Here is an 18886-nt window from a genome sequence, read left to right as displayed (position 1 = left end):
TCCTTCGCTCCGCTCAGGATGACAACTTTTTACCCCTTATGAAAAAATCAGAAATACGCTTCAGCATCGCCCTCGACGACAACAAAGTACCCGAGGCCATCAGCTGGTCGGCCACCGATGCGGGGCCGGATATCCACTTTGCCAAAGCCATCAACGTGGCGCTGTGGGACCGGGAGCAGGCCGGCACCATGAAAATCGACCTCTGGACCAAGGACATGCCCGTGGACGAGATGAAGCGCTTCGTGGTCGATAACATCGGCTCGATGGCCGAGAACATTGTGACGGCTACCGACGACAAGGAAATGGCCAATAAGATGCGTGCCCTCTGCAAAGAGCTTTCGGACTACCTTGACAAGCAAGAACAGGGCCAGTAGCCCTGTAGCACATGATTTAGCTTGTGCATCTTGTGAACAGCATTTTATAAAAAAGCCCCGTCGGAATTCTCCGGCGGGGCTTTTTGCATTCGGGGCGCAAGTCAAAGCGTGCGCTACAGGCTAGCGGGCATTGCGGCCCAGGTTGCCAGCAGGACGGTTGACGGGCCGGGTGCTGGTTGGTGAGATGGAGGCATCGTTGGCCCGGGCGGGCGCGGGATTCTGCACCGAATTGGTGAGCAGGATGCTGGCCGACTGGCTGGCAAAGTCCTTATCGTACTTGTAGTAGTTGGCGCGCGAGCCGAAGTAGCTGCTGTACTGGTCGTTGCTGAGCACGGCCTGCAGCTCACGGTCACGCTCTTTGCACACGCCATTGCACTGCTCGTCAATCAGCTTCTGGTTGCCGGCATTTTTGCGCTCGATGGCGGCCATTTTTGCTACTTTGTCGGCGTTGATGGCACGAAGTTTCTCAGCCTGGTAATTGTTGAGGCGCAGGTCTCGCACCATCTGGTTGCTGAGGTGGTCGGCGCGCTCGGTTACGGGGTTGAGGCGGGGCGTGGACTGGGTTTTGTCCTGCACCTGCACGTTGTTGTTGGGAGCTTGCTGAGCAGAAGCGGCACCAGCCAGCAGCGTCAAGAGAACGGAAGCAAAAGCAGTTTTCGTAGTCATCGTCGTAGGGTTTAGGTAACACACTTACGCAAGGGCCGTGCCAGCCACCGGCGGCGCGGATACTGATTTCAACGAATAAAAACGCGCTGCGGTTCGGTTTTAGTGCTTCCGCATTGCGCCGATGCTATATTCTACCACTTGTTTTTCCACATCATCGACTCTACCGGTTTGTCGGTTTTGTCGTTGTATTTGGCGTTCTGCTTGCGGTTGTAAAGCGTGTTGACATCGCCCTGCACGGTGAAATAAATGAGCTGGCCGATGGGCATGTTGTGGTAAATCCGGACGGGCATCGACACGCTGATTTCCAGCGTCCAGTGGTTGCAGAAGCCCACGTCGCCCTTCCCGGCGGTGGCGTGGATGTCAATGCCCAGCCGGCCCACGCTGCTCTTGCCTTCGAGGAAGGGCACGGTGGCGTGGGTTTCGGTGTATTCTTCCGTCACGCCGAGGTAAAGGCGACCGGGCTGCAGCACAAAGCCTTCTGCCGGGATTTCAAAGGTGTCGATTTCGTTGTGCTTGCGCGCATCCAGCACTTCGTCGCGGTAGGTGGCCAGGTACTTGCCCAAGTGCACATCGTAGGAGTTGGTGCCCAGGCAGCTGCGGTCGTAAGGCTGAATAACAATGGTGCCTTTTTCGATTTCCGCGAGGATTTGCTGGTCGGTAAGAATCATGGAGCTGGTGAACGGATTGCTTGGGGTTTGCAGAAAATGGAAGGTGGCGGGTTAATCGTCGTCGTGATGGCGGTAGGGGCCGTTCGCGGGTTCGGGTCCTTCGTCCTCGTCCTCATCGTCCTCGTAGCTGTCTTCGCGCAGGCCGGTGTTGCGGGTGGGGCGCAGGCGACTGGCAATGCTGCGGGGCTCGGGCTCCGGTTCGGGGTCGGCAGCCAGGTTGTTGATGCGCCGGCTGATGCCAGGCAACATGCTGGTAATGATGTAAAAAAGCATCACAACACTGGCCAGGCTGAGCAGCAGCGTGAAGTAGTCGAGCCAGTCGTGCTGCGGCGCGGGGCCGCTGACGGCGGGCGCGCTGGTGAGCGGCGCTTCGTCGGCCACGGCAGCGGGGGCCGTTTCCGGATTGGCGTCGCCGTTGGTGGTGAGGGGCGCGGTGACGGGGGCCTCGGGCTGGGCGTCGCTTTCGGCGGCAGCGGCGGCGGGGCCGGCGGGCGCGCCGGAATCGTTGAACTGCGCGGTGGCCTGCTGAATCAGGCGCTGCTCGGCCCGGATGAGGGACACCCGCTCGTCGCGCGGCAGGTTGTGAATGAAAAACTCGAAATTCTTGTCCAGCAGCACCGATTTGAGCTGTTTCTCGAACTCAGCCAGCGTGAGCGCGCCGTTGCCGAAGCGGTTTTTGTAGCGCTCGGCAATGCCGTTGTAGTTCATAAACAGCTGCTTCAGGCCGGCATTGTCGCCGAAGCCATCGAAGCTGCGGCGGGCGGCAGCGGTGCGCAGCGTGAGCGGGAATTTGCCCCGGGTGAACGACTTGTCGTACACCGTTTCCATGGTGCGAAAATTCAGCTCGTCGATGGTTTTATCGAAGAGGCGCTTGTTGGCCTGCGCGGGCGTTTCGGCACGGGCCAATTGCCCCAGAAACAGCAGAAAAACTAGAAAAACCTGTTTTACCATGCGGCAAAGGTAAAGCGCAAGGGTGCGCAAGGTGAAAAAAGGTTTCGCGGAGTTTTCGGCTGTCATGCTGAACGCAGTGAAGCACCTTCTCCCGTTTGAACATTGCGTTCCGACGGGAGAAGGTGCTTCGCTGCGTTCAGCACGACAGGCAATGACTACAGATTGTGCGCCTCCATCAGCGACTCGCGGCAGGCTTTCAGGTACAGCTCTACCAGCTCGTCGGTGATGGCCGTGGACACGAACAGGGCCTCAAACTGCGAGGGCGCCAGGTAGATGCCCCGGTTCAGCATGGCGTGGAAATAGCGACCGAAGGCGGCGGTATCGCAATGCTTGGCATCGTCCAGATTATTCACCGGCTTATCGGTAAAAAACAGGCTGAACATGGAGCCCACGCGGTTCACGGTGTAGTTCAGGCCCAGCTCGGCGGCAATCTGGCGGGTGCCGTCGGCGAGGCGGGCGCTGCTGGCTTCGAGGGCCGTGTAAAGCTCGGGGTGCTCGTGCAGGTAGCGCAGCTGGGCCATGCCGGCGGCCGTGGCCATCGGGTTGCCGGAGAGCGTGCCGGCCTGGTACACTTTGCCGGCCGGTGCCACACAGTTCATGATGTCTTCGCGGCCGCCGTAAGCGCCCACGGGCAGGCCCCCGCCGATGATTTTGCCCAGCGTCGTCAGGTCGGCTTTGATGCCATAGAGCTGCTGCGCGCCACCCGGCGCGAGCCGGAAGCCGGTCATCACCTCATCGAAAATCAGGACGATGCCGTGCTCGGTGCAGAGGTCGCGCAGGGCTTGCAGAAAGCCTTCGGCGGGCGCTACGAGGCCCATGTTGCCCACCACGGGCTCCAGGATGAGGGCGGCAACCTGGCCGGGGTTGGCGGCGATGAGGGCCTGCACGGCGGGCAGGTCGTTGTAGGGCGCGGTGAGGGTATCCTGGGCCACGCCCTGGGTCACGCCGGCCGAGTCGGGCTCGCCGGCGGTGAGGGCCCCGCTGCCGGCGGCAATCAGGAAAGCATCGCCGTGGCCATGGTAGCAGCCTTCAAACTTGATGATTTTGGCGCGGCCGGTGTAGCCCCGCGCGGCCCGGATGGCCGACATGCAGGCCTCGGTGCCGGAGTTCACGAGGCGGACTTTTTCGATGCTGGGCACCATCTGCCGAATCAACTCGGCCATTTCCACCTCGCGGTGGGTGGGCGCGCCGAAGCTGAGCGAGTGTGGCAGCGCCTGGCTCACGGCATCGAGCACCACCTGCGGGGCGTGGCCGAGAATCATCGGGCCCCAGGAGTTGATGAAGTCCACGTAGCGGTTGCCGTCCACGTCGGTGAGCCAGGCCCCGTGGGCGCTTTGCATGAACACCGGCGAGCCGCCCACCGAGCGAAAGGCGCGCACCGGGGAGTTTACCCCGCCGGGAATGAGGGTTTTGGCGCGTTCGAACAGGGTGGCGGAAGTGGTGAGATTGAGCATGTTTGGGGTCAGTATTGGTTGATTATGGCCGTCATGCTGAGCGTAGCCAAAGCATCTCTACCGAATTACTCTTGAGGTAGAGATGCTTCGGCTACGCTCAGCATGAAAGCCTACTTGTCAAGGAAAAGCCCTAGCGCAGCACCTGAGTTTCCAGGTTGTTGAGCTTCACAATGGGCACCACCTGGTTGTCGTGCGCGCCGCCGGAATAGCTCTGGCCCTCGAAGATGGCCCCAGGCTGCTGGGGGGCATTGGCCAGGCCAGCTTGAAAAGCCGGGCCGTACTGAAACAGCGCATTGCCGAAATAGAGCAGCAGCTCGAAGCCCTGGTCGGCGTACACGGAGGGCGGCAGGTGCTGGCTCAGCAGGTAGAGCTGGCGGAAGCGACGGAAGCCGGGCGCGGCTTCGTCGAAGTATTTGGACTGAATGAAATAGACGTTGCCGCTGAGCTGGCCGAGGTCGACGCGGGGGTTTTCGAGCCAGGCGCTGGGGCACACCAGGGGCAGGCGCGGCGTGCCGGCGGGCGTGGCGCGCAGGGCGGCCAGCGCCACCGGGCCGGTACGGCGGTTATCGGAAGCCACCATCAGGTGGCTGGCCCCGGCCAGGTCGAGCCCGGCAAAAGCGGTGCTTACCTCGGCCTCAACTTCGGGATTGAACCGGCGCAGGGTGCTGAATTTGCCGCCCAACTCCTCGTAAGTCGATTTATAAGCGGCGGCAAATGAAGTGTCGTCGTAGCCGTCCTCGTTCAGCAGAATGGCGGGCTTGCCGATGCCAAAGGCATTGGCGGCGAACTGGGCGGCCAGTCGGCCCTGCGTGGCGGCGCTGGGCGCAAACAGGTAGTGCCAGGGGTTGTCGAGCACCAAAGCGCCGTCCTGCGAGAGCGGATTGATGCAGACAATCTGATGTTCCTGCGCGTAGCGGGCCAGCAAGCGGGCACCCGACTTATAAACCGGCCCGATGAGCATGTCCATGCCGGCCAGTTCGGGCAGGGCCAGGGTCTGCTTCAGGGTGAGGGTGTCGGCCCCGGTGTCGTAGGCAAACAGCTGGACGGGGTGACCGGCCCGCTGCAGGCTGTCCTGGGCCAGGCGCAGGCCGGCGTAGAGGTCGGTCACGAATTGGTTTTTGCGAACGGTCTGCCAGCTGGGGTCGCTCAGCTCGAAGGGCAGCAGCACGCCGATGTTGTAACTGGCTTTGCGCACCGACACGGGGCGCGGGCGCGGCGTGTAGCGGGCGCGGTCGAGGCTGAATTTGCCAATCAGTTCGTCGAGCTGCGGGCGGTCGGCCTCGGTGTAAGCCCCGCCGATGATGAGGTGGTCGGCGTAGGCGCGGGCCAGGGTGGCGTCGTCGGGGTAGCGGCGCAGGTTGCGCAGCCAGGTGTTGCGGTCCCTGATGCGCGGCAGGTAGGTGGCCTTCATGGCTTCGCGCTCGGCCACCAGCTTGTCGGGCGGCAGCAGGGCCAGGGTTTTGAGCGCCGTGTCGAAATCCTCCTGCTCAAACGAAGCCTGCCCCTGCAGGAACAGCGCATCGGGCATGTTCGGGTAGGTGGGGTACTCGGTGCGCAGCAGGTTGAGCAGCTGCTCGGCATCGGCCCACTGCCTGAGGCGGGCGGCGGCCACGGCGGCCAGGTAGGCAGCATCGGCGGCGCGGGCAAAGCGGGAGGTGGGCTGGGCCAGGAGCTCCAGCTGGGCCAGCGCGGCGGCGTAGTTGCCCTGGTCGAGCTGGGTTTTGCCGGCGCGGTAGCGCACGTTGGCTTCGGCGGGCGGCACGGCGGTGGGGCGCGGCTTGGGAGCGGGCGCCCTGGTGGCTGCCGGCCGGGCGGCGGGCGCGGCGGTAGCAGCCGGCGCTTTGGTGGCGGCTGGTACCGTTGGGGCGGGTGCTTTAGCGGCCGGCGCTTTGGTGGGCGGAGGCGAGGCCGGCACCTGGGCCAGCGCCGGGCTGGCGAGCAGCAGGCCGGCCGCCAGCCATCGGAGCGACTGCCGCGTAGAAAGTAACGTCATTGAACCAGAAAACAGACTTGCCCGCGTGGAAAGCCGGGCAAAATTAGCTATAAAATGCGGGGGCTATACGCAGCCCGCCGGCGGCGGCGTTGTCGTTCGGCCAGCGCGCCCAGGGCCGCAACCTGCTATGGCCACAACCTGGCGCTTCTCGTTTAACTTTATGCCTATGCAAGCCACTACCCTTCCCGGCCTCCCCTTCTCGCGCGCCCGGCTCACGCTGGTGTTTGTGCTGGCCGCCTCCATCGCCCTGAGCGTGCTCCTGATTATCGGCCGGGCGGCCATGACGGGCCGCCTCACCTTCCTGTTCCTCATCTGGAACCTGTTTCTGGCCGTCATTCCGTTCGGCCTCAGCACCATGCTGGGCACCGCCAAAGGGCCGCTAAAGGCGCGCATGCTGCTGCCGGTGGGCGCGGCGTGGCTGCTGTTCTTCCCCAATGCGCCCTATATCCTCACCGATTTATTCCACCTCGACACCCGGCCCGGCGTGCCGCTCTGGTACGATTTGGCCCTCATTCTGAGCTGTGCCTGGAACGGCCTGATGCTGGCCTACGCCTCCCTCTCCGACATGCAGCGGCTGGTGCAGCAGCGCCTGGGCTTCTGGGCGGGCTGGGCGTTTGCCACGGTGGCGCTGCTGCTCAGCAGCTTCGGCATCTACCTGGGCCGCTACCTGCGCTTCAATTCCTGGGACATTCTCACCAACCCGCTCACGCTGTTCTACGACATCATCAACCGCGTGCTGCACCCGTTCTCGTTCCCCGGCACCTGGGGCGTGACGCTGGTGTTTGGGCTGTTTTTGCTGATGGGCTACGGCACGGTGCGGCTGCTGGGCCGCACGCACGAGGAAGGGCAATAGCCGTTTTCGGGGCAGGGAAACAGGCTATCCGGCCAGGATGCGCAGGGTTTTCTCGTCTTTGGCCCCGTGGTAAAACTTGTCGAGCACCTGCTGAAACACCGGCGGCGCACCGGGCAGCGTGGCGAAAAGCGTCATGGACGAGCGCAGCTTCAGGTCGTCGGGGCTGCCCATGATGGCGTGGGCATCGTTCGAGGCCAGGCCCAGCAAGGCCCCGCTGATGCCGAGCAGCCGCGGCCCCAGCACCGGATGGGCCAGGAAATCGGCGGTTTCCTGCACGTTCTTCAGCGCGTAGAGCCGGGCGTATTCGCTGCTGCCCAAGCCCTGAATTTGCGGAAAAACGTACCACATCCAGTGGGTGCGCTTGCGGCCGCTGCAGATTTCGGCCAGCGCGTTGGCATAGTTGCGGGCCTGGGCTTCGGTGAATCTTTCCAGCGGGTCTTTCATCGGCTTGTCTACGCTTAGCTCAATACCAGTACGGAGCCGGCCGCAGGATGGATAAACCGGCGGCGGCGTGCAGTCGTCGGCCGCGCCGTAGCTTCGCCCCGAGGGCGCAATTCTACTCCCAAGCCCCTGCCCATAACATGACCAAACGACTACTTTTTGGCCTCCTGGCGCTGCTGCCCGGCCTGGCCCTGGCCCAAAAGCATAAGCCCAAACCCGCCCCGCCCAAAGCCGCCGGCCCGTATTTCCAGCAGGAAGTCAATTATTCCATCGACGTAGCGCTCGACGACAAGGCCAATACCCTCAGCGGCCGCGAAGAGCTGACCTACGCCAACCACTCGCCGCAGGCCCTCACCTTCATCTGGTTTCACCTGTGGCCCAATGCCTACAAGGACAATTCCACGGCCTTTGCCCGGCAGCAGCTGCGCAATAACAAGCGCACCTATCAGTTTGCGCCGGCCGAGGGCCGGGGCTTTATCGACGGGCTCGATTTTAAGGTAAATGGCCAGGCGGCCAGGCTGGAATACGACCCCGCCAATGCCGACATTGCCAAGCTGGTGCTGCCGCAGCCGCTGGCGCCGGGGGCCACGGCCACCATCAGCACGCCGTTTCGGGTGAAGATTCCGGCGTCGTTTTCGCGGTTCGGGCACGTGGGCCAGAGCTACCAGATTACGCAGTGGTACCCCAAGCCGGCCGTGCTGGACCGGCGCGGCTGGCACCCCATCCCCTACCTCGACCAGGGCGAATTCTACTCCGAGTTTGGCTCCTTCGATGTCACCATCACCCTGCCCGCCAACTACATTGTGGGCGCCACCGGCGAGCTGCAAAACCCCGACGAGCGCGCCCGCATGGACGCCCTGGCCGCCGCCGGCGCCGCCAAGAAAACAGCCAAGGATTTCGGCTCCGACCTCAGCTTTCCGGCCTCCGACGCCACCACCAAAACCCTGCGCTACAAGCAGGACCGGGTACACGACTTCGCCTGGTTTGCCGACAAGCGCTTCAACGTGCTGAAAAGCGGCGTGACGCTGCCTTCGGGCCGCACGGTCACGTCGTGGGTGCTTTTCACCAACCGGGAACCCGAAAAATGGATAAAGGGCCTGCAGGACGTGAACGACGCCCTCACCTACTACTCGCGCTGGGTGGGCGAGTACCCCTACCCGGCCGCTACGGCCGTGGACGGTGCCCTGAGCGCCGGCTCGGGCATGGAGTACCCCATGGTGACCGTGACCATGCCCGAAGCCATTGTGCACGAGGTGGGCCACAACTGGTTCTACGGCATTCTGGGCTCGAATGAGCGGGACTTTCCGTGGATGGACGAGGGCGTAAACTCCTACGAGGACCACCGCGTGAGTGCGCGCGACACGCTGCACCCCGGCGGCATGCTGGCGTTTGCGCAAAGTCCCAAAATTGCCCGCACGTTCGGCCTCGAGAGGCTGCCGGCGTCGGCTTTCGACCAGGTGCCCTACCAGGCGCTGGCCAGCCGGGGGCTCGACCAGCCGGTGCAGGGCCCTTCGATGGCCAGCTACACGATGGTGAACTCCGCCGTCATCGTGTATGAGAAAACCGCCGCGCTGCTGAAGTACCTGGCCGGCTACCTGGGCCAGGAGAAGTTCGACGCGGCCATGCACCTCTACTACGAGCGGTGGCAGTTTAAGCATCCCTACCCGGAAGACCTGCAGGCCGTGTTTGAGGAAAGCACGGGCCAGAAGCTGGGCTGGTTTTTCCAGGGAATGCTGACCAATACGCAGCATTACGATGCTGATTTGCAGACTCTGGCCAGCTTTGCCGACGTAGTGAAGGTGCTGGTGCGCACCGACTCGCCCACGCCCTGGGCCGTGCCGGTGTCGTCCGTGGATGCCAGCGGCAGGGTGCTCGAAACGCTCTGGACGCCGCCCTTCGGCAACACCGACCCCAACGCCGAGGAAGAAGCCACCAGTCAGCTCAATTTCCGGCGCGAAAACGTGGCGGCGCTGGTGGTGGATGCCGCTTACCTCACCCCCGAGCTCAACCGCCGCAACGACCGCCTCACCGTGGCCGACCACCCGTCGCGGGCCACGCCCCTGCGCCTGCGGCCGCTGGCCAGCGTGGAGCGCTGGGACAAGGCCACCATCAGCTGGCTGCCGGTGCTGGGGGCCAATACTTCCGATAAATTCATGCTCGGCGCGGCGTTCTACAACAGCCCGCTGGTGCCCAAGCGGCTGCAATACCTGGCCATGCCCATGTACAGCTTCAACCGGAATGAGCTCAACGGCATCGGGCAGGTGCAGCTGAATGTGCTGCCGGCCCACTTTTCGCGCCAGGCGGCCCTGGCCTTCGGGGTGCAGCGCTTCGAGCGCTATATCAAGTACGAGCCCAGCGTGAGCCTGGTGTGGCCCCACGCGCCGGGCCAGGGCCCCAGGCAGCGCCTCACCCTGGCCAACACCATTGTGAAGGACGAAGACCGCAACCAGACCGGCGTGTTTCAGGCCGTGGACTACCGCGTGAGCCACGGCAACGCCCTGCAGGGCTGGAGCGCGGCCGTGGACCTCAACCGCATGATTGCCAGCAGCGCCGACGATGCCAGCAACCGGCAGTCGGTGTTGCTGCGCGCCAGCGCCAGCTACTACCGCTACTACTCGCCCCGCAAAAAGGTGCAGGCGCGCCTGTTCGGCGGCCGGTTTCTGCAGCAGCCCGGCGGCTCCGGCTTCGTGCTGGGCCTGAGCGGCAGCCCCGACTACCGCCGCCAGACCGCCTTCCTCGACCGCCAGCAGATTTCGCACGCCCTCACCGCCCAGCTGCACCAGACCGACGACCGCGACGGCGCCTTCAAAGGCTTCCTGCCCGTGGCCGATACCAAATGGCTCAGCACCCTCAACCTGCAGGTCGATTTGCCGGTGACGCGCCTGGCCGTGTTCGCCGATTTTGGGGCCACCCACGACTATTTCCGCCCCAGCGAATCGACTACCCGCGCCGCCCAGCGCCTCTACTACGACGCCGGCCTGGTGGTGCCCGTGATACCCGAGATTTTCAGCTTCTATCTGCCCGTGGCGGGCTCGCAGTACGCCAACGGCTTCCCCGGCAGCCGGCAGGATTTCACCGACCGCATCCGCTTCGTACTGAATCTGAACAAAATCAACCCCTTCCGGCTGCTCGATGAGCAGCTGGCGCAGTAAATACGGTCCCGCCTGTCCTCCTGAGCGCAGCGCAGGACCTTCTCACGTCCCAACACCAAACCTTCTGGCGGGAGAAGGTCCTGCGCTGCGCTCAGGAGGACAGATGAGGTGTTCATTTCTTCTTGATTTCCATTGACTCATCCCATGCAATGGCCGCGCCTGCTCTCGCAGCGCCGCTTTCCCGACCAGCAGCTGCCGCCCGCCAGCGCGGCCCCCGTGCGCGGGGCCTTCGTGCAGGACTACGACCGGGTGGTGTTCAGCTCTGCCTTCCGCCGCCTGCAGCGCAAAACCCAGGTAATGCCCCTGCCCGAAACCGATTTCGTGCACACCCGCCTCACCCACTCCCTCGAAACCGCCGTGGTGGGCCGCTCGCTGGGCCGCCTCGCCGCCCGCCATTTGCTGGAAGCCGATGCCGAGCTGGCCGCGCAGCTGCCCAACCTCGACCAGGACTGCGGCGACATTGTGGCCGCCGCCTGCCTGGCCCACGACATCGGCAACCCGCCCTTTGGCCACTCCGGCGAAGACGCCATCAGCAGCTACTTTCTCAGCCCGGCTGCCGCGCCGTACCTGGCGCAGCTGAGCGCCGCCGAAGTAGCCGATTTGCAGCATTTTGAAGGCAACGCGGCCGGCTTTCGCATCCTCACGCACACCTACGCGGCGCACAGCTCCGGCACCGCCGGCCTGGGCCTCACCTATGCCACGCTGGGCGCGTTTACCAAGTACCCGCGCCCCAGCCTGGTGCCCGAGGCCGCCAAAGTCGGCGGCGCGTCAGAGAAGAAATACGGCCATTTCCAGACCGAAGCCGCGCGCTTCCGGCACGTGGCGGCCGAGCTGGGTTTGCTGGCCAAAGCTGCCGATGCCGGCTTCTACCACCGCCACCCGCTGGCCTTTCTGGTGGAGGCGGCCGACGACCTCTGCTACCGCATCATCGACTTCGAGGACGGCCTGAAGCTGGGCCTCATCGCGCCCGAAACCGGCCTGCCCCTGCTCAAAAAGATGCTCAACGACCCCGCCGGCCGCGTGGGCAGCGTGCAGTGGCACGACTGGCGCGAGGAGTTGGGCTACGTCCGCGCCCGCCTCATCGGCAAGCTGGTGGCCGAGCTGGCGGGGCTGTTTGCCCGGCACGCCCCCGCCATCCTGCGCGGTCAGTACGACCAGTCCCTCATCAAAGAGTTGGCCTGCTGGGCCGATTTGCAGGAAGTGCAGCGCCTGAGCATCAACCAGCTCTACCGCAGCCGCCCGGTGCTCGAAATCGAAGCCGCCGGTTTCGAAGTCCTCGGCGGTCTGCTCGACGCTTTCCTCTGCGCCGTGTTCGATGCCAGCCAGGGCCACCGCAGTCGCAAGCTGCTCCTGCTGCTCCCCGAGCAGTTCCGCGCCGAGGGCCACCAGGCCCACGTCTCGCCCTACGAAAAAATCCTCCTGCTCACCGATTTCGTGGCCGGCATGACCGACCAGAACGCGCTGAGCCTGTACAAGACCATCAAGGGAATTGAGCTGCCGAAGGGGTTTTAGACTCGATTCCTTTGGTGCTGTCCCAATAAGAACTGCCCATCAGGAAAAGCACTGCTAACAAACACATACAACCACAAGTGACCAGAAAAACTAGCCACTTGATTATGCGCTTCCAGAATGCTTGCTTCACTACCAAGCCCGGCCAAGCCAGCCAAAAGTAGCAGGCTAACAACAGCATCAGAACGGCAAGGGTTACATAAAGCATTTCAACTGGGTTGCTTGCTTCCACTATGTTAAACTTACTGTTGCTCGCGCTCATGTAGCGCCACCAGATTCGCCAGCAGCGACTCCAGCAGCTTGCGCCCCTTCCAGACTGATTTCAGCTTTCCGCGAATCTGCTCCGCCGTCTGCACAAATTCCTGCTCTTCGGCCTGCTCGTGGCCTTCGTCGGCCATCAGCTGCTCCACCATTTCCACCGTCATTTCGGGGTGAAACTGCAAGCCAATCACGCCATCACCCCACACAAAGCCCTGCGTAGCCGTCGCCGCCGACATGCCCACGCGCTGCGCACCCGGCGGCACCGTAAACGTATCCAAATGCCAGTGTAGCACGGCAGCCTTCTCGGGCCACCCACGCAGCAGCGGATGCTCCAGCGACTTCCCTGAAAACCGCACGGTCCAGAAGCCAATTTCCGAGGCGTGGTTCGGCCGTACTTCGCCGCCCAGCGCCTCGGCTACCAGCTGCGCGCCCAGGCAAATGGCCAGCGTAATCTTTCCCGCCCGCAAGGCTTCGCGAATGAAGGCCTTCTCTTCGCGCAGCCAGGGCACATGCGCTTCGTCGTGCACGCTCATAGGGCCACCGAGAATTAGCAGGCCATCAAAATCCGTTAATGCCGGGAATGGCTGTTCAGGCTCAAACAACTTCGTGAACGAGAGCGAATGCCCGTGCGCCGCCAGCCAGTCGGCCGCGTGGCCGGGGCCTTCGTTGGGCATGTGTTGGAGGCAGTGCCAGCGCATGTGTTCGTTGGAATTATGGTGATAAAATAGAACGTCCTGCTGAGCGCAGCCGAAGCATCTCTACCACAATAGTAACGGAATTACTACCACACGCGAGATGCTTCAACTGCGCTCAGCAGGACGTTCTACAGAAACTCAAAATCCGGCTATTCCCACTCAATCGTCGCCGGGGGCTTGCTCGAAATATCGTACACCACGCGGTTGATGCCCCGCACCTGGTTGATGATTTTATTCGAAACTTCAGCCAGAAACTCATAGGGCAGGTGCGCCCAGTCGGCGGTCATGCCGTCCACGCTGGTCACGGCGCGCAGGGCCACCACCCGCTCGTAGGTGCGCTCGTCGCCCATCACGCCCACGCTCTGAATGGGCAGCAGCATGGCGCCGGCCTGCCACACGTGCTCGTAGAGGTTGTGCTCTTTCAGCAGGTTGATGAATACGCCGTCGGCGCGCTGGAGCAGGTCTACTTTCTCGGGCGTGATGTCGCCGAGGATGCGGATGCCCAGGCCGGGGCCGGGGAACGGATGGCGGTTCAAAATCTCGGCTGGCAGTTCCAGGGCCGCGCCCACCTCGCGCACCTCATCCTTGAAGAGCATGCGCAGCGGCTCCACAATTTTAAGGTTCATTTTCTCGGGCAGGCCGCCCACGTTGTGGTGGCTTTTGATGGTCACGGCCGGGCCTTTCACCGATACCGACTCAATTACATCGGGGTAGATGGTGCCCTGGGCCAGCCAGCGGGCCCCCGTCACCTTCTGTGCCTCGCGGTCGAACACCTCAATAAACGTGCGGCCGATGGCTTTGCGCTTGGCTTCGGGGTCGGTGAGGCCTTCGAGGGCGGCGTAGAATTCGGGCGCGGCATTCACGCCGGTCACGTTCAGGCCGAGGCCCTCGTAGGCTTTGAGCACGGTGGCAAACTCGTCCTGCCGCAGCAGGCCGTTATCCACGAAAATGCCGTGCAGGCGCGGGCCGATGGCGCGGTGCAGCAGCAGGGCCGCCACGGAGCTATCCACGCCGCCGGAGAGGCCGAGAATCACCTGGTCGTCGGGGCCGATGGTGTGCTGCAGGGCCGTCACGGCCGAGTCCACGAAGTGGTCAGGCGTCCAGGTTTGGGCGCACTGGCAGATGTCCACCACGAAGTTGCGCAGCAGCTGCTTGCCTTCGGTGGAGTGCGTCACTTCGGGGTGAAACTGAATGCCGTAGGTGTCCTGGCCGTCGATTTTGAAGGCGGCCACTGCTACTTCCGGCGTGCTGGCAATGATGTCGTAGCCGGCCGGCAGGGTCTTGATGGTGTCGCCGTGCGACATCCAGACCTGCGAGCCGGTGTGCATGTCAGCCAGCAGCGCCGAGCCGGCGTCGAGCGAGGCCAGCCGGGCGCGGCCGTACTCGCGAATGGTGGCGGGCAGCACCTCGCCCCCGCCCTGCTGGGCCAGCAGCTGCGCGCCATAGCACACGCCCAGCACCGGCACCTGGCCCAAAATGTGGCTCAAATCCGGATTGGGAGCATCTTCGTCGCGCACCGAGCAGGGCGAGCCGGAAAGAATAACGCCCCGAATATCGTCGCTGATGACGAGGTTCGAGGCGTGGGTGAAGGGGTGAATTTCGCAGAACACATGCAATTCGCGAATGCGTCGGGCTATCAACTGCGTGTATTGCGAGCCGAAATCGAGGATGATAAGTCGTTCCATGGTGCAAAGTTAACCACGGATTCAGGCGGATTTTTCGGATTTCGCGGATTTTATGGTCGGCAGGGCCCAATTTGCCCATTTGGTATTCGCCTTGTTTTTGAAGGCATTTGCAAAATAGTCAGCCATTTACTTCAGCTGTTCCAGCCCTTACTACTCGATTGCTGCACAAAATCCCTGAAATCGATGCGAAATCCGATAAATCTGTGCGTACCTTTGCAGCGGCAAGTCAGAACGACCAGCTCCTGCTGAACTCCCCCAGGACCGGAAGGTAGCAAGGGTAGGTGGTTGTAGCGGTGCGATTTTGGCTTGCTTTTTTTTGTCTTTTCCAGTCGGCCCCGGCGCTGCTCACTTCCGCAACTTGGCGGGCCAATGAGTAGCTTTGGGGCCGACTTTTTTCCTCCTGAACTGCATGAAATTCTTCCTCGACACTGCCAACCTGAACGAAATCCGCGAAGCCGTGGAGCTGGGCGTCCTCGACGGCGTAACCACCAATCCTTCGCTGATGGCCAAAGAGGGCATTCGCGGCATCGACAACGTGATGGCGCACTACCGCCAGATTTGCGAGCTGGTGGACGGCGACGTGTCGGCCGAAGTCATTGCCACTGATTTCGACGGCATCGTTCGCGAAGGCGAGGAGCTGGCCGAGCTGCACCCCAACATCGTGGTGAAGGTGCCCATGATTAAGGACGGCGTGAAGGCCATCAAATACTTCGCCGACAAAGGCATCAAAACCAACTGCACCCTGATTTTCACCGCCGGCCAGGCCCTGCTGGCGGCCAAAGCCGGCGCTACCTACGTGTCGCCCTTCGTGGGCCGGCTCGACGACATCGGCCACGACGGCCTGCAGCTGGTGGAGCAGATTGTGCAGATTTTCAGCAACTACGGCTACCCCACGGAGGTGCTGGCGGCCTCGGTGCGCCACGTGCCGCACCTCATTCAGTGCGCCGAAATCGGGGCCGACGTAGTGACCTGCCCGCTCAACGTCATCACCGGTTTGCTGAGCCACCCGCTCACGGACAAGGGCCTGGCCACGTTTCTAGCCGACCATAAACGCGTTAATTCTTAACGCTTAATTAGGAATGAAGAATGAGGAATTAAGAATTTGACGTTCTGTAATTCCTCATTCTTCATTCTTCATTCCTAATTGCCACCATGTACATCATCAAAGTAAAAGGCAAGGCCAAGATTCCGGACTACATCCAGCTGCGGGACGAGGCCTTCGTGCTCATTGCCTATTTCCGCGCCGACCGGCCCCTGAAGGACCTGCACCGCTACGGCCTCGAAGGCAAGGAAACGGAGCTGGCGGCCGTGATTTCGGGGCTGGAGTTCGGGAAGCTGCAGCCGCTGAGTTTGTAAGGGTATGAGCGAGAATGTGATTGAGCTGCACGATGCCACGATAATGCAGGAGCAGCAGGCCGTGCTGCAGGGCGTGACGTTTGGGCTGGAAAAAGGCGAGTTCTGCTACCTCGTGGGCCGCACCGGCTCGGGCAAGTCGTCGCTGCTGAAAACGCTGTATGCCGACCTGCCGCTGCAAAGCGGCACGGGCACCGTGGCGGGCTACTCGCTGCCGAAGCTGCCGGCCGGCAAGGTGCCGTACCTGCGCCGCAAGCTGGGCATTGTGTTTCAGGATTTCCAGCTGCTAAGCGACCGCACGGTGGCTGAAAACCTGCTGTTTGTGCTCAACGCCACGGGCTGGAAGGGCAAGTCGCAGAAGCAGCAGCGCATTTCGGACGTGCTGGTGCGCGTGGGCCTGAGCGGGGCCGCCAACCGCATGCCGCACCGCCTCTCGGGCGGCGAGCAGCAGCGCGTGGTCATTGCCCGCGCCATGCTCAACGAGCCGGTGTTGCTGCTGGCCGACGAGCCCACCGGCAACCTCGACCCGGACGTATCGGCCAGCATCATGCAGCTGTTTGGCGAGATTAACAACGCGGGCACGGCCATTCTGATGGCCACGCACAATTTTCAATTGATAGAGCAGTACCCGCACCGCGTGCTGACGTGCAAAGACGGTGAGCTGCTGGATTCGGCGCGGGGCCACTAGCCCCTGGGCGGGAGCGTAGGAGCATTAACAAGCGCAAAATGGCCGACCGGGAAGGGCTTTCAATCCTGATTCCAGTTTTCAACTGCGACGTCACGAAGCTGGTGTGGCAGCTGGTGGAACAGGCCGTTGACTGGCCCGGCCCGGTTTCGATTGACCTGCTTGACGATGGCTCGGAGCGGGAGTTTCGCCTGCTCAACGCCCAGGTGGCCGACTGGCCGCTGGTGCGCTACCAGAAGCTGCCGCGCAACGTGGGCCGGGCCGCCGTTCGCAACCAGCTGGCCGCCAACGCCCGGCACGAATGGCTGCTGCTGCTCGACAACGACGGCTTGCTGCCCGATGCCCAGTTTGTGCGGCGCTACGCGGCGGCGCTGGGCCAGGCCCCCGTTCTCATTGGTGGCACCTGCTACCGCAGCGCGCCGCCGGCCGAGCCGGCGCTCTACCTGCGCTGGCACTACGGCCGGGTGCGCGAGGCCCGCGCGGCGGCCGTGCGGCAGGCGGCGCCCTACAGCCAGCTCACCATCAACAACGCGCTGGTTCGGGCCGCTATTTTCCGGCAATTCCCGCTTGACGAGCGCCTGACCGGCTACGGCCACGAAGACACCAAATTTGGCGTGGAGCTGGCAGCCGCGCGGGTGCCCGTGCGGCATCTGGACAACCCGGTACTGCACGAAGGGCTGGAACCGGCCGCCATTTTCCTGCAGAAGAGCGAGCAGGCCGTGCACAACCTGGCCCAGGTGTACCGGCAGGATGGCCTCGGCACCGACTCGCGCCTGCTGCAGGCGGTGCTGCGCCTGCAGCGCCTGGGGCTGGCGGGCGTGGCTGGGGCGATGCTGGCGGCAGCGGCCCCCCGGCTGCGGCGCCAGCTATTATCGGCCGCGCCGCGCCTGCGGGCGCTCGATTTGCTGAAGCTGCACTGGCTGCTGCGGGAGCTGGCCTGAGTTTACCCGGTATCTTTGGTCGGTCCCTTTTTCGCCGCTTTGCTTTGATTCTTCCCGCGCCCTCCGCCCCCATTCTGCTGCTCGATTTGGCGGCCGAGCACGCCGCCCTGCAGCCGGCGCTCAATAATGCCATGCAGGAGGTGCTGGATTCGGCGGCCTTCATTCAGGGGCCGGCCGTGGGGCAGTTTGCCGCCGAGCTGGGCGACTACCTGGGCGGCGCGCACGTCATCCCCTGCGCCAACGGCACTGATGCCCTCACGCTGGCCCTGATGAGCCTGAACCTGCCGGCCGGGGCTGAGGTCATCACGCCGGCGTTTACGTACGTGGCCACGCTGGAGGCGGCAGCGCTGCTGGGCCTGCGCCCAGTGCTGGTGGACGTGCGGCCCGATACGTTCAACATCGACCCGGCGGCGGCCGAAGCGGCCATCACCCCGCGCACGGGCGCTATCGTGGCCGTGCACTTGTTCGGGCAATGCGCCGATTTGGAGGCGCTGCGGGCCATTGCCGGGCGGCATGGCGTGGCCTTGATTGAGGACAACGCCCAGGCCATCGGGGCCAGGTTTCGGTTTGCCAATGGCGAAACGGCCTTTGCCGGCGCGGTGGGCGACGTGGGCACCACGTCGTTTTTCCCTTCCAAAAACCTCGGCGGCCTCGGCGATGGCGGCGCGCTCCTCACCCGCGATGCCGACCGCGCCGCGCTGCTCCACCAGCTCGCCAACCACGGCCAGAGCCGGAAATACCACCACCAGCGCATCGGCCTCAACTCCCGCCTCGACACGCTGCAAGCCGCCCTGCTGCGGGTGAAGCTGCAACAGCTGCCGCACAACACCGCCGCCCGCCAGGCCGTGGCCGCCCGCTACGATGCGGCCCTGGCGGCCGTGCCCGGCATCACCCCCCCCATGCGTGATGCGCGCAGCAGCCATGTTTTTCACCAGTACACCATTCAGGCAGAAGGCGCGGGCCGCCGCGATGCGCTGCAAAGCCACTTGCGCCGCTGCGGGGTGCCCACCATGATTTACTACCCGCTACCGGTGCACGCGCAGCCGGCGTATGCCTACCTGGGCTACCAGGCCGGGCAGTTTCCGGTGGCCGAGCGGCTGTGCGAAACGGTGGTATCATTGCCAATACACCCGCTGCTGACGGTGGAGCAGCAGGAATATATTGTCGGCTGCGTTGAGACGTTCTTTGGAAAATAATTCTGCTTC

General features: G+C 63.5%; 17 protein-coding genes and 1 other RNA gene. 10 read left to right on the top strand and 8 right to left on the bottom strand.

What is annotated here, in order from left to right; genetic code table 11:
* The first annotated feature begins 38 nt into the window (after positions 1-38).
* On the top strand, positions 39-374 hold the full coding sequence (gldC, locus tag ACYVHT_RS08410; RefSeq protein WP_460549981.1) for a gliding motility protein GldC: 336 nt from the start codon (positions 39-41) through the stop codon (positions 372-374).
* 120 nt (positions 375-494) lie between these two features.
* Here the strand turns inward: gldC and ACYVHT_RS08405 are convergent, their stop codons facing one another.
* From ACYVHT_RS08405 to ACYVHT_RS08385, 5 genes are all read right to left on the bottom strand, one after another.
* Entirely contained in the window at positions 495-1040 is a 546-nt protein-coding gene (locus tag ACYVHT_RS08405) for a hypothetical protein (protein ID WP_460549979.1), read from the bottom strand.
* 131 nt (positions 1041-1171) lie between these two features.
* Positions 1172-1708: a dCTP deaminase gene (gene dcd / locus ACYVHT_RS08400; protein ID WP_208174697.1), complete on the bottom strand. Its 537-nt coding sequence runs from the start codon at positions 1706-1708 to the stop codon at positions 1172-1174.
* Between the two features lie 51 nt (positions 1709-1759).
* Positions 1760-2659 carry a hypothetical protein gene (locus ACYVHT_RS08395; protein ID WP_460549977.1) on the bottom strand — a complete coding sequence of 300 codons (900 nt, stop codon included), beginning with the start codon at positions 2657-2659 and terminating at the stop codon, positions 1760-1762.
* 155 nt (positions 2660-2814) lie between these two features.
* Entirely contained in the window at positions 2815-4113 is a 1299-nt protein-coding gene (gene hemL, locus ACYVHT_RS08390) for a glutamate-1-semialdehyde 2,1-aminomutase (protein ID WP_460549975.1), read from the bottom strand.
* Between the two features lie 130 nt (positions 4114-4243).
* On the bottom strand, positions 4244-6106 hold the full coding sequence (locus ACYVHT_RS08385; RefSeq protein WP_460549973.1) for an ABC transporter substrate-binding protein: 1863 nt from the start codon (positions 6104-6106) through the stop codon (positions 4244-4246).
* 166 nt (positions 6107-6272) lie between these two features.
* On the opposite strand from ACYVHT_RS08385, the gene ACYVHT_RS08380 reads away from it, so the two are divergent.
* Positions 6273-6959 carry a DUF1361 domain-containing protein gene (locus ACYVHT_RS08380; protein ID WP_460549971.1) on the top strand — a complete coding sequence of 229 codons (687 nt, stop codon included), beginning with the start codon at positions 6273-6275 and terminating at the stop codon, positions 6957-6959.
* Positions 6960-6983: 24 nt separating this feature from the next.
* Here the strand turns inward: ACYVHT_RS08380 and ACYVHT_RS08375 are convergent, their stop codons facing one another.
* Complete coding sequence (locus ACYVHT_RS08375) at positions 6984-7403, bottom strand: DUF1810 domain-containing protein (protein ID WP_460549969.1); 420 nt, start codon at positions 7401-7403, stop codon at positions 6984-6986.
* Between the two features lie 137 nt (positions 7404-7540).
* On the opposite strand from ACYVHT_RS08375, the gene ACYVHT_RS08370 reads away from it, so the two are divergent.
* Positions 7541-10552: a M1 family metallopeptidase gene (locus ACYVHT_RS08370; protein WP_460549967.1), complete on the top strand. Its 3012-nt coding sequence runs from the start codon at positions 7541-7543 to the stop codon at positions 10550-10552.
* A gap of 144 nt (positions 10553-10696) precedes the next feature.
* On the top strand, positions 10697-12064 hold the full coding sequence (gene dgt, locus ACYVHT_RS08365) for a dGTP triphosphohydrolase (RefSeq protein ID WP_460549965.1): 1368 nt from the start codon (positions 10697-10699) through the stop codon (positions 12062-12064).
* A gap of 239 nt (positions 12065-12303) precedes the next feature.
* Here the strand turns inward: dgt and ACYVHT_RS08360 are convergent, their stop codons facing one another.
* Positions 12304-13020, bottom strand: a complete 717-nt coding sequence (locus ACYVHT_RS08360; protein WP_460549963.1) for a type 1 glutamine amidotransferase — start codon at positions 13018-13020, stop codon at positions 12304-12306.
* Between the two features lie 146 nt (positions 13021-13166).
* Positions 13167-14702: a glutamine-hydrolyzing GMP synthase gene (gene guaA / locus ACYVHT_RS08355; RefSeq protein WP_460549961.1), complete on the bottom strand. Its 1536-nt coding sequence runs from the start codon at positions 14700-14702 to the stop codon at positions 13167-13169.
* Positions 14703-14920: 218 nt separating this feature from the next.
* On the opposite strand from guaA, the gene ffs reads away from it, so the two are divergent.
* The 6 genes from ffs to ACYVHT_RS08325 all read left to right on the top strand — a co-directional run bounded on the left by ffs (position 14921) and on the right by ACYVHT_RS08325 (position 18877).
* Positions 14921-15018, top strand: an RNA gene (gene ffs, locus ACYVHT_RS08350) — signal recognition particle sRNA small type.
* Positions 15019-15111: 93 nt separating this feature from the next.
* Positions 15112-15768 (top strand): transaldolase family protein, encoded by a 657-nt coding sequence (gene fsa / locus ACYVHT_RS08345; RefSeq protein ID WP_460549959.1) that lies wholly within the window; start codon positions 15112-15114, stop codon positions 15766-15768.
* A gap of 86 nt (positions 15769-15854) precedes the next feature.
* Positions 15855-16058, top strand: a complete 204-nt coding sequence (locus ACYVHT_RS08340; protein WP_196288256.1) for a fructose-6-phosphate aldolase — start codon at positions 15855-15857, stop codon at positions 16056-16058.
* Between the two features lie 4 nt (positions 16059-16062).
* Positions 16063-16743 carry a cell division ATP-binding protein FtsE gene (locus ACYVHT_RS08335; RefSeq protein ID WP_460549957.1) on the top strand — a complete coding sequence of 227 codons (681 nt, stop codon included), beginning with the start codon at positions 16063-16065 and terminating at the stop codon, positions 16741-16743.
* Positions 16744-16781: 38 nt separating this feature from the next.
* Positions 16782-17681: a glycosyltransferase family protein gene (locus ACYVHT_RS08330; RefSeq protein ID WP_460549955.1), complete on the top strand. Its 900-nt coding sequence runs from the start codon at positions 16782-16784 to the stop codon at positions 17679-17681.
* 44 nt (positions 17682-17725) lie between these two features.
* Positions 17726-18877, top strand: coding sequence for a DegT/DnrJ/EryC1/StrS family aminotransferase (locus tag ACYVHT_RS08325; RefSeq protein ID WP_460549953.1), 1152 nt, complete (start codon positions 17726-17728; stop codon positions 18875-18877).
* Positions 18878-18886: the final 9 nt, after the last annotated feature.

It is taken from the genome of Hymenobacter daeguensis, from assembly GCF_054780555.1.
This window is presented reverse-complemented; position numbering and strand designations above follow the sequence as displayed.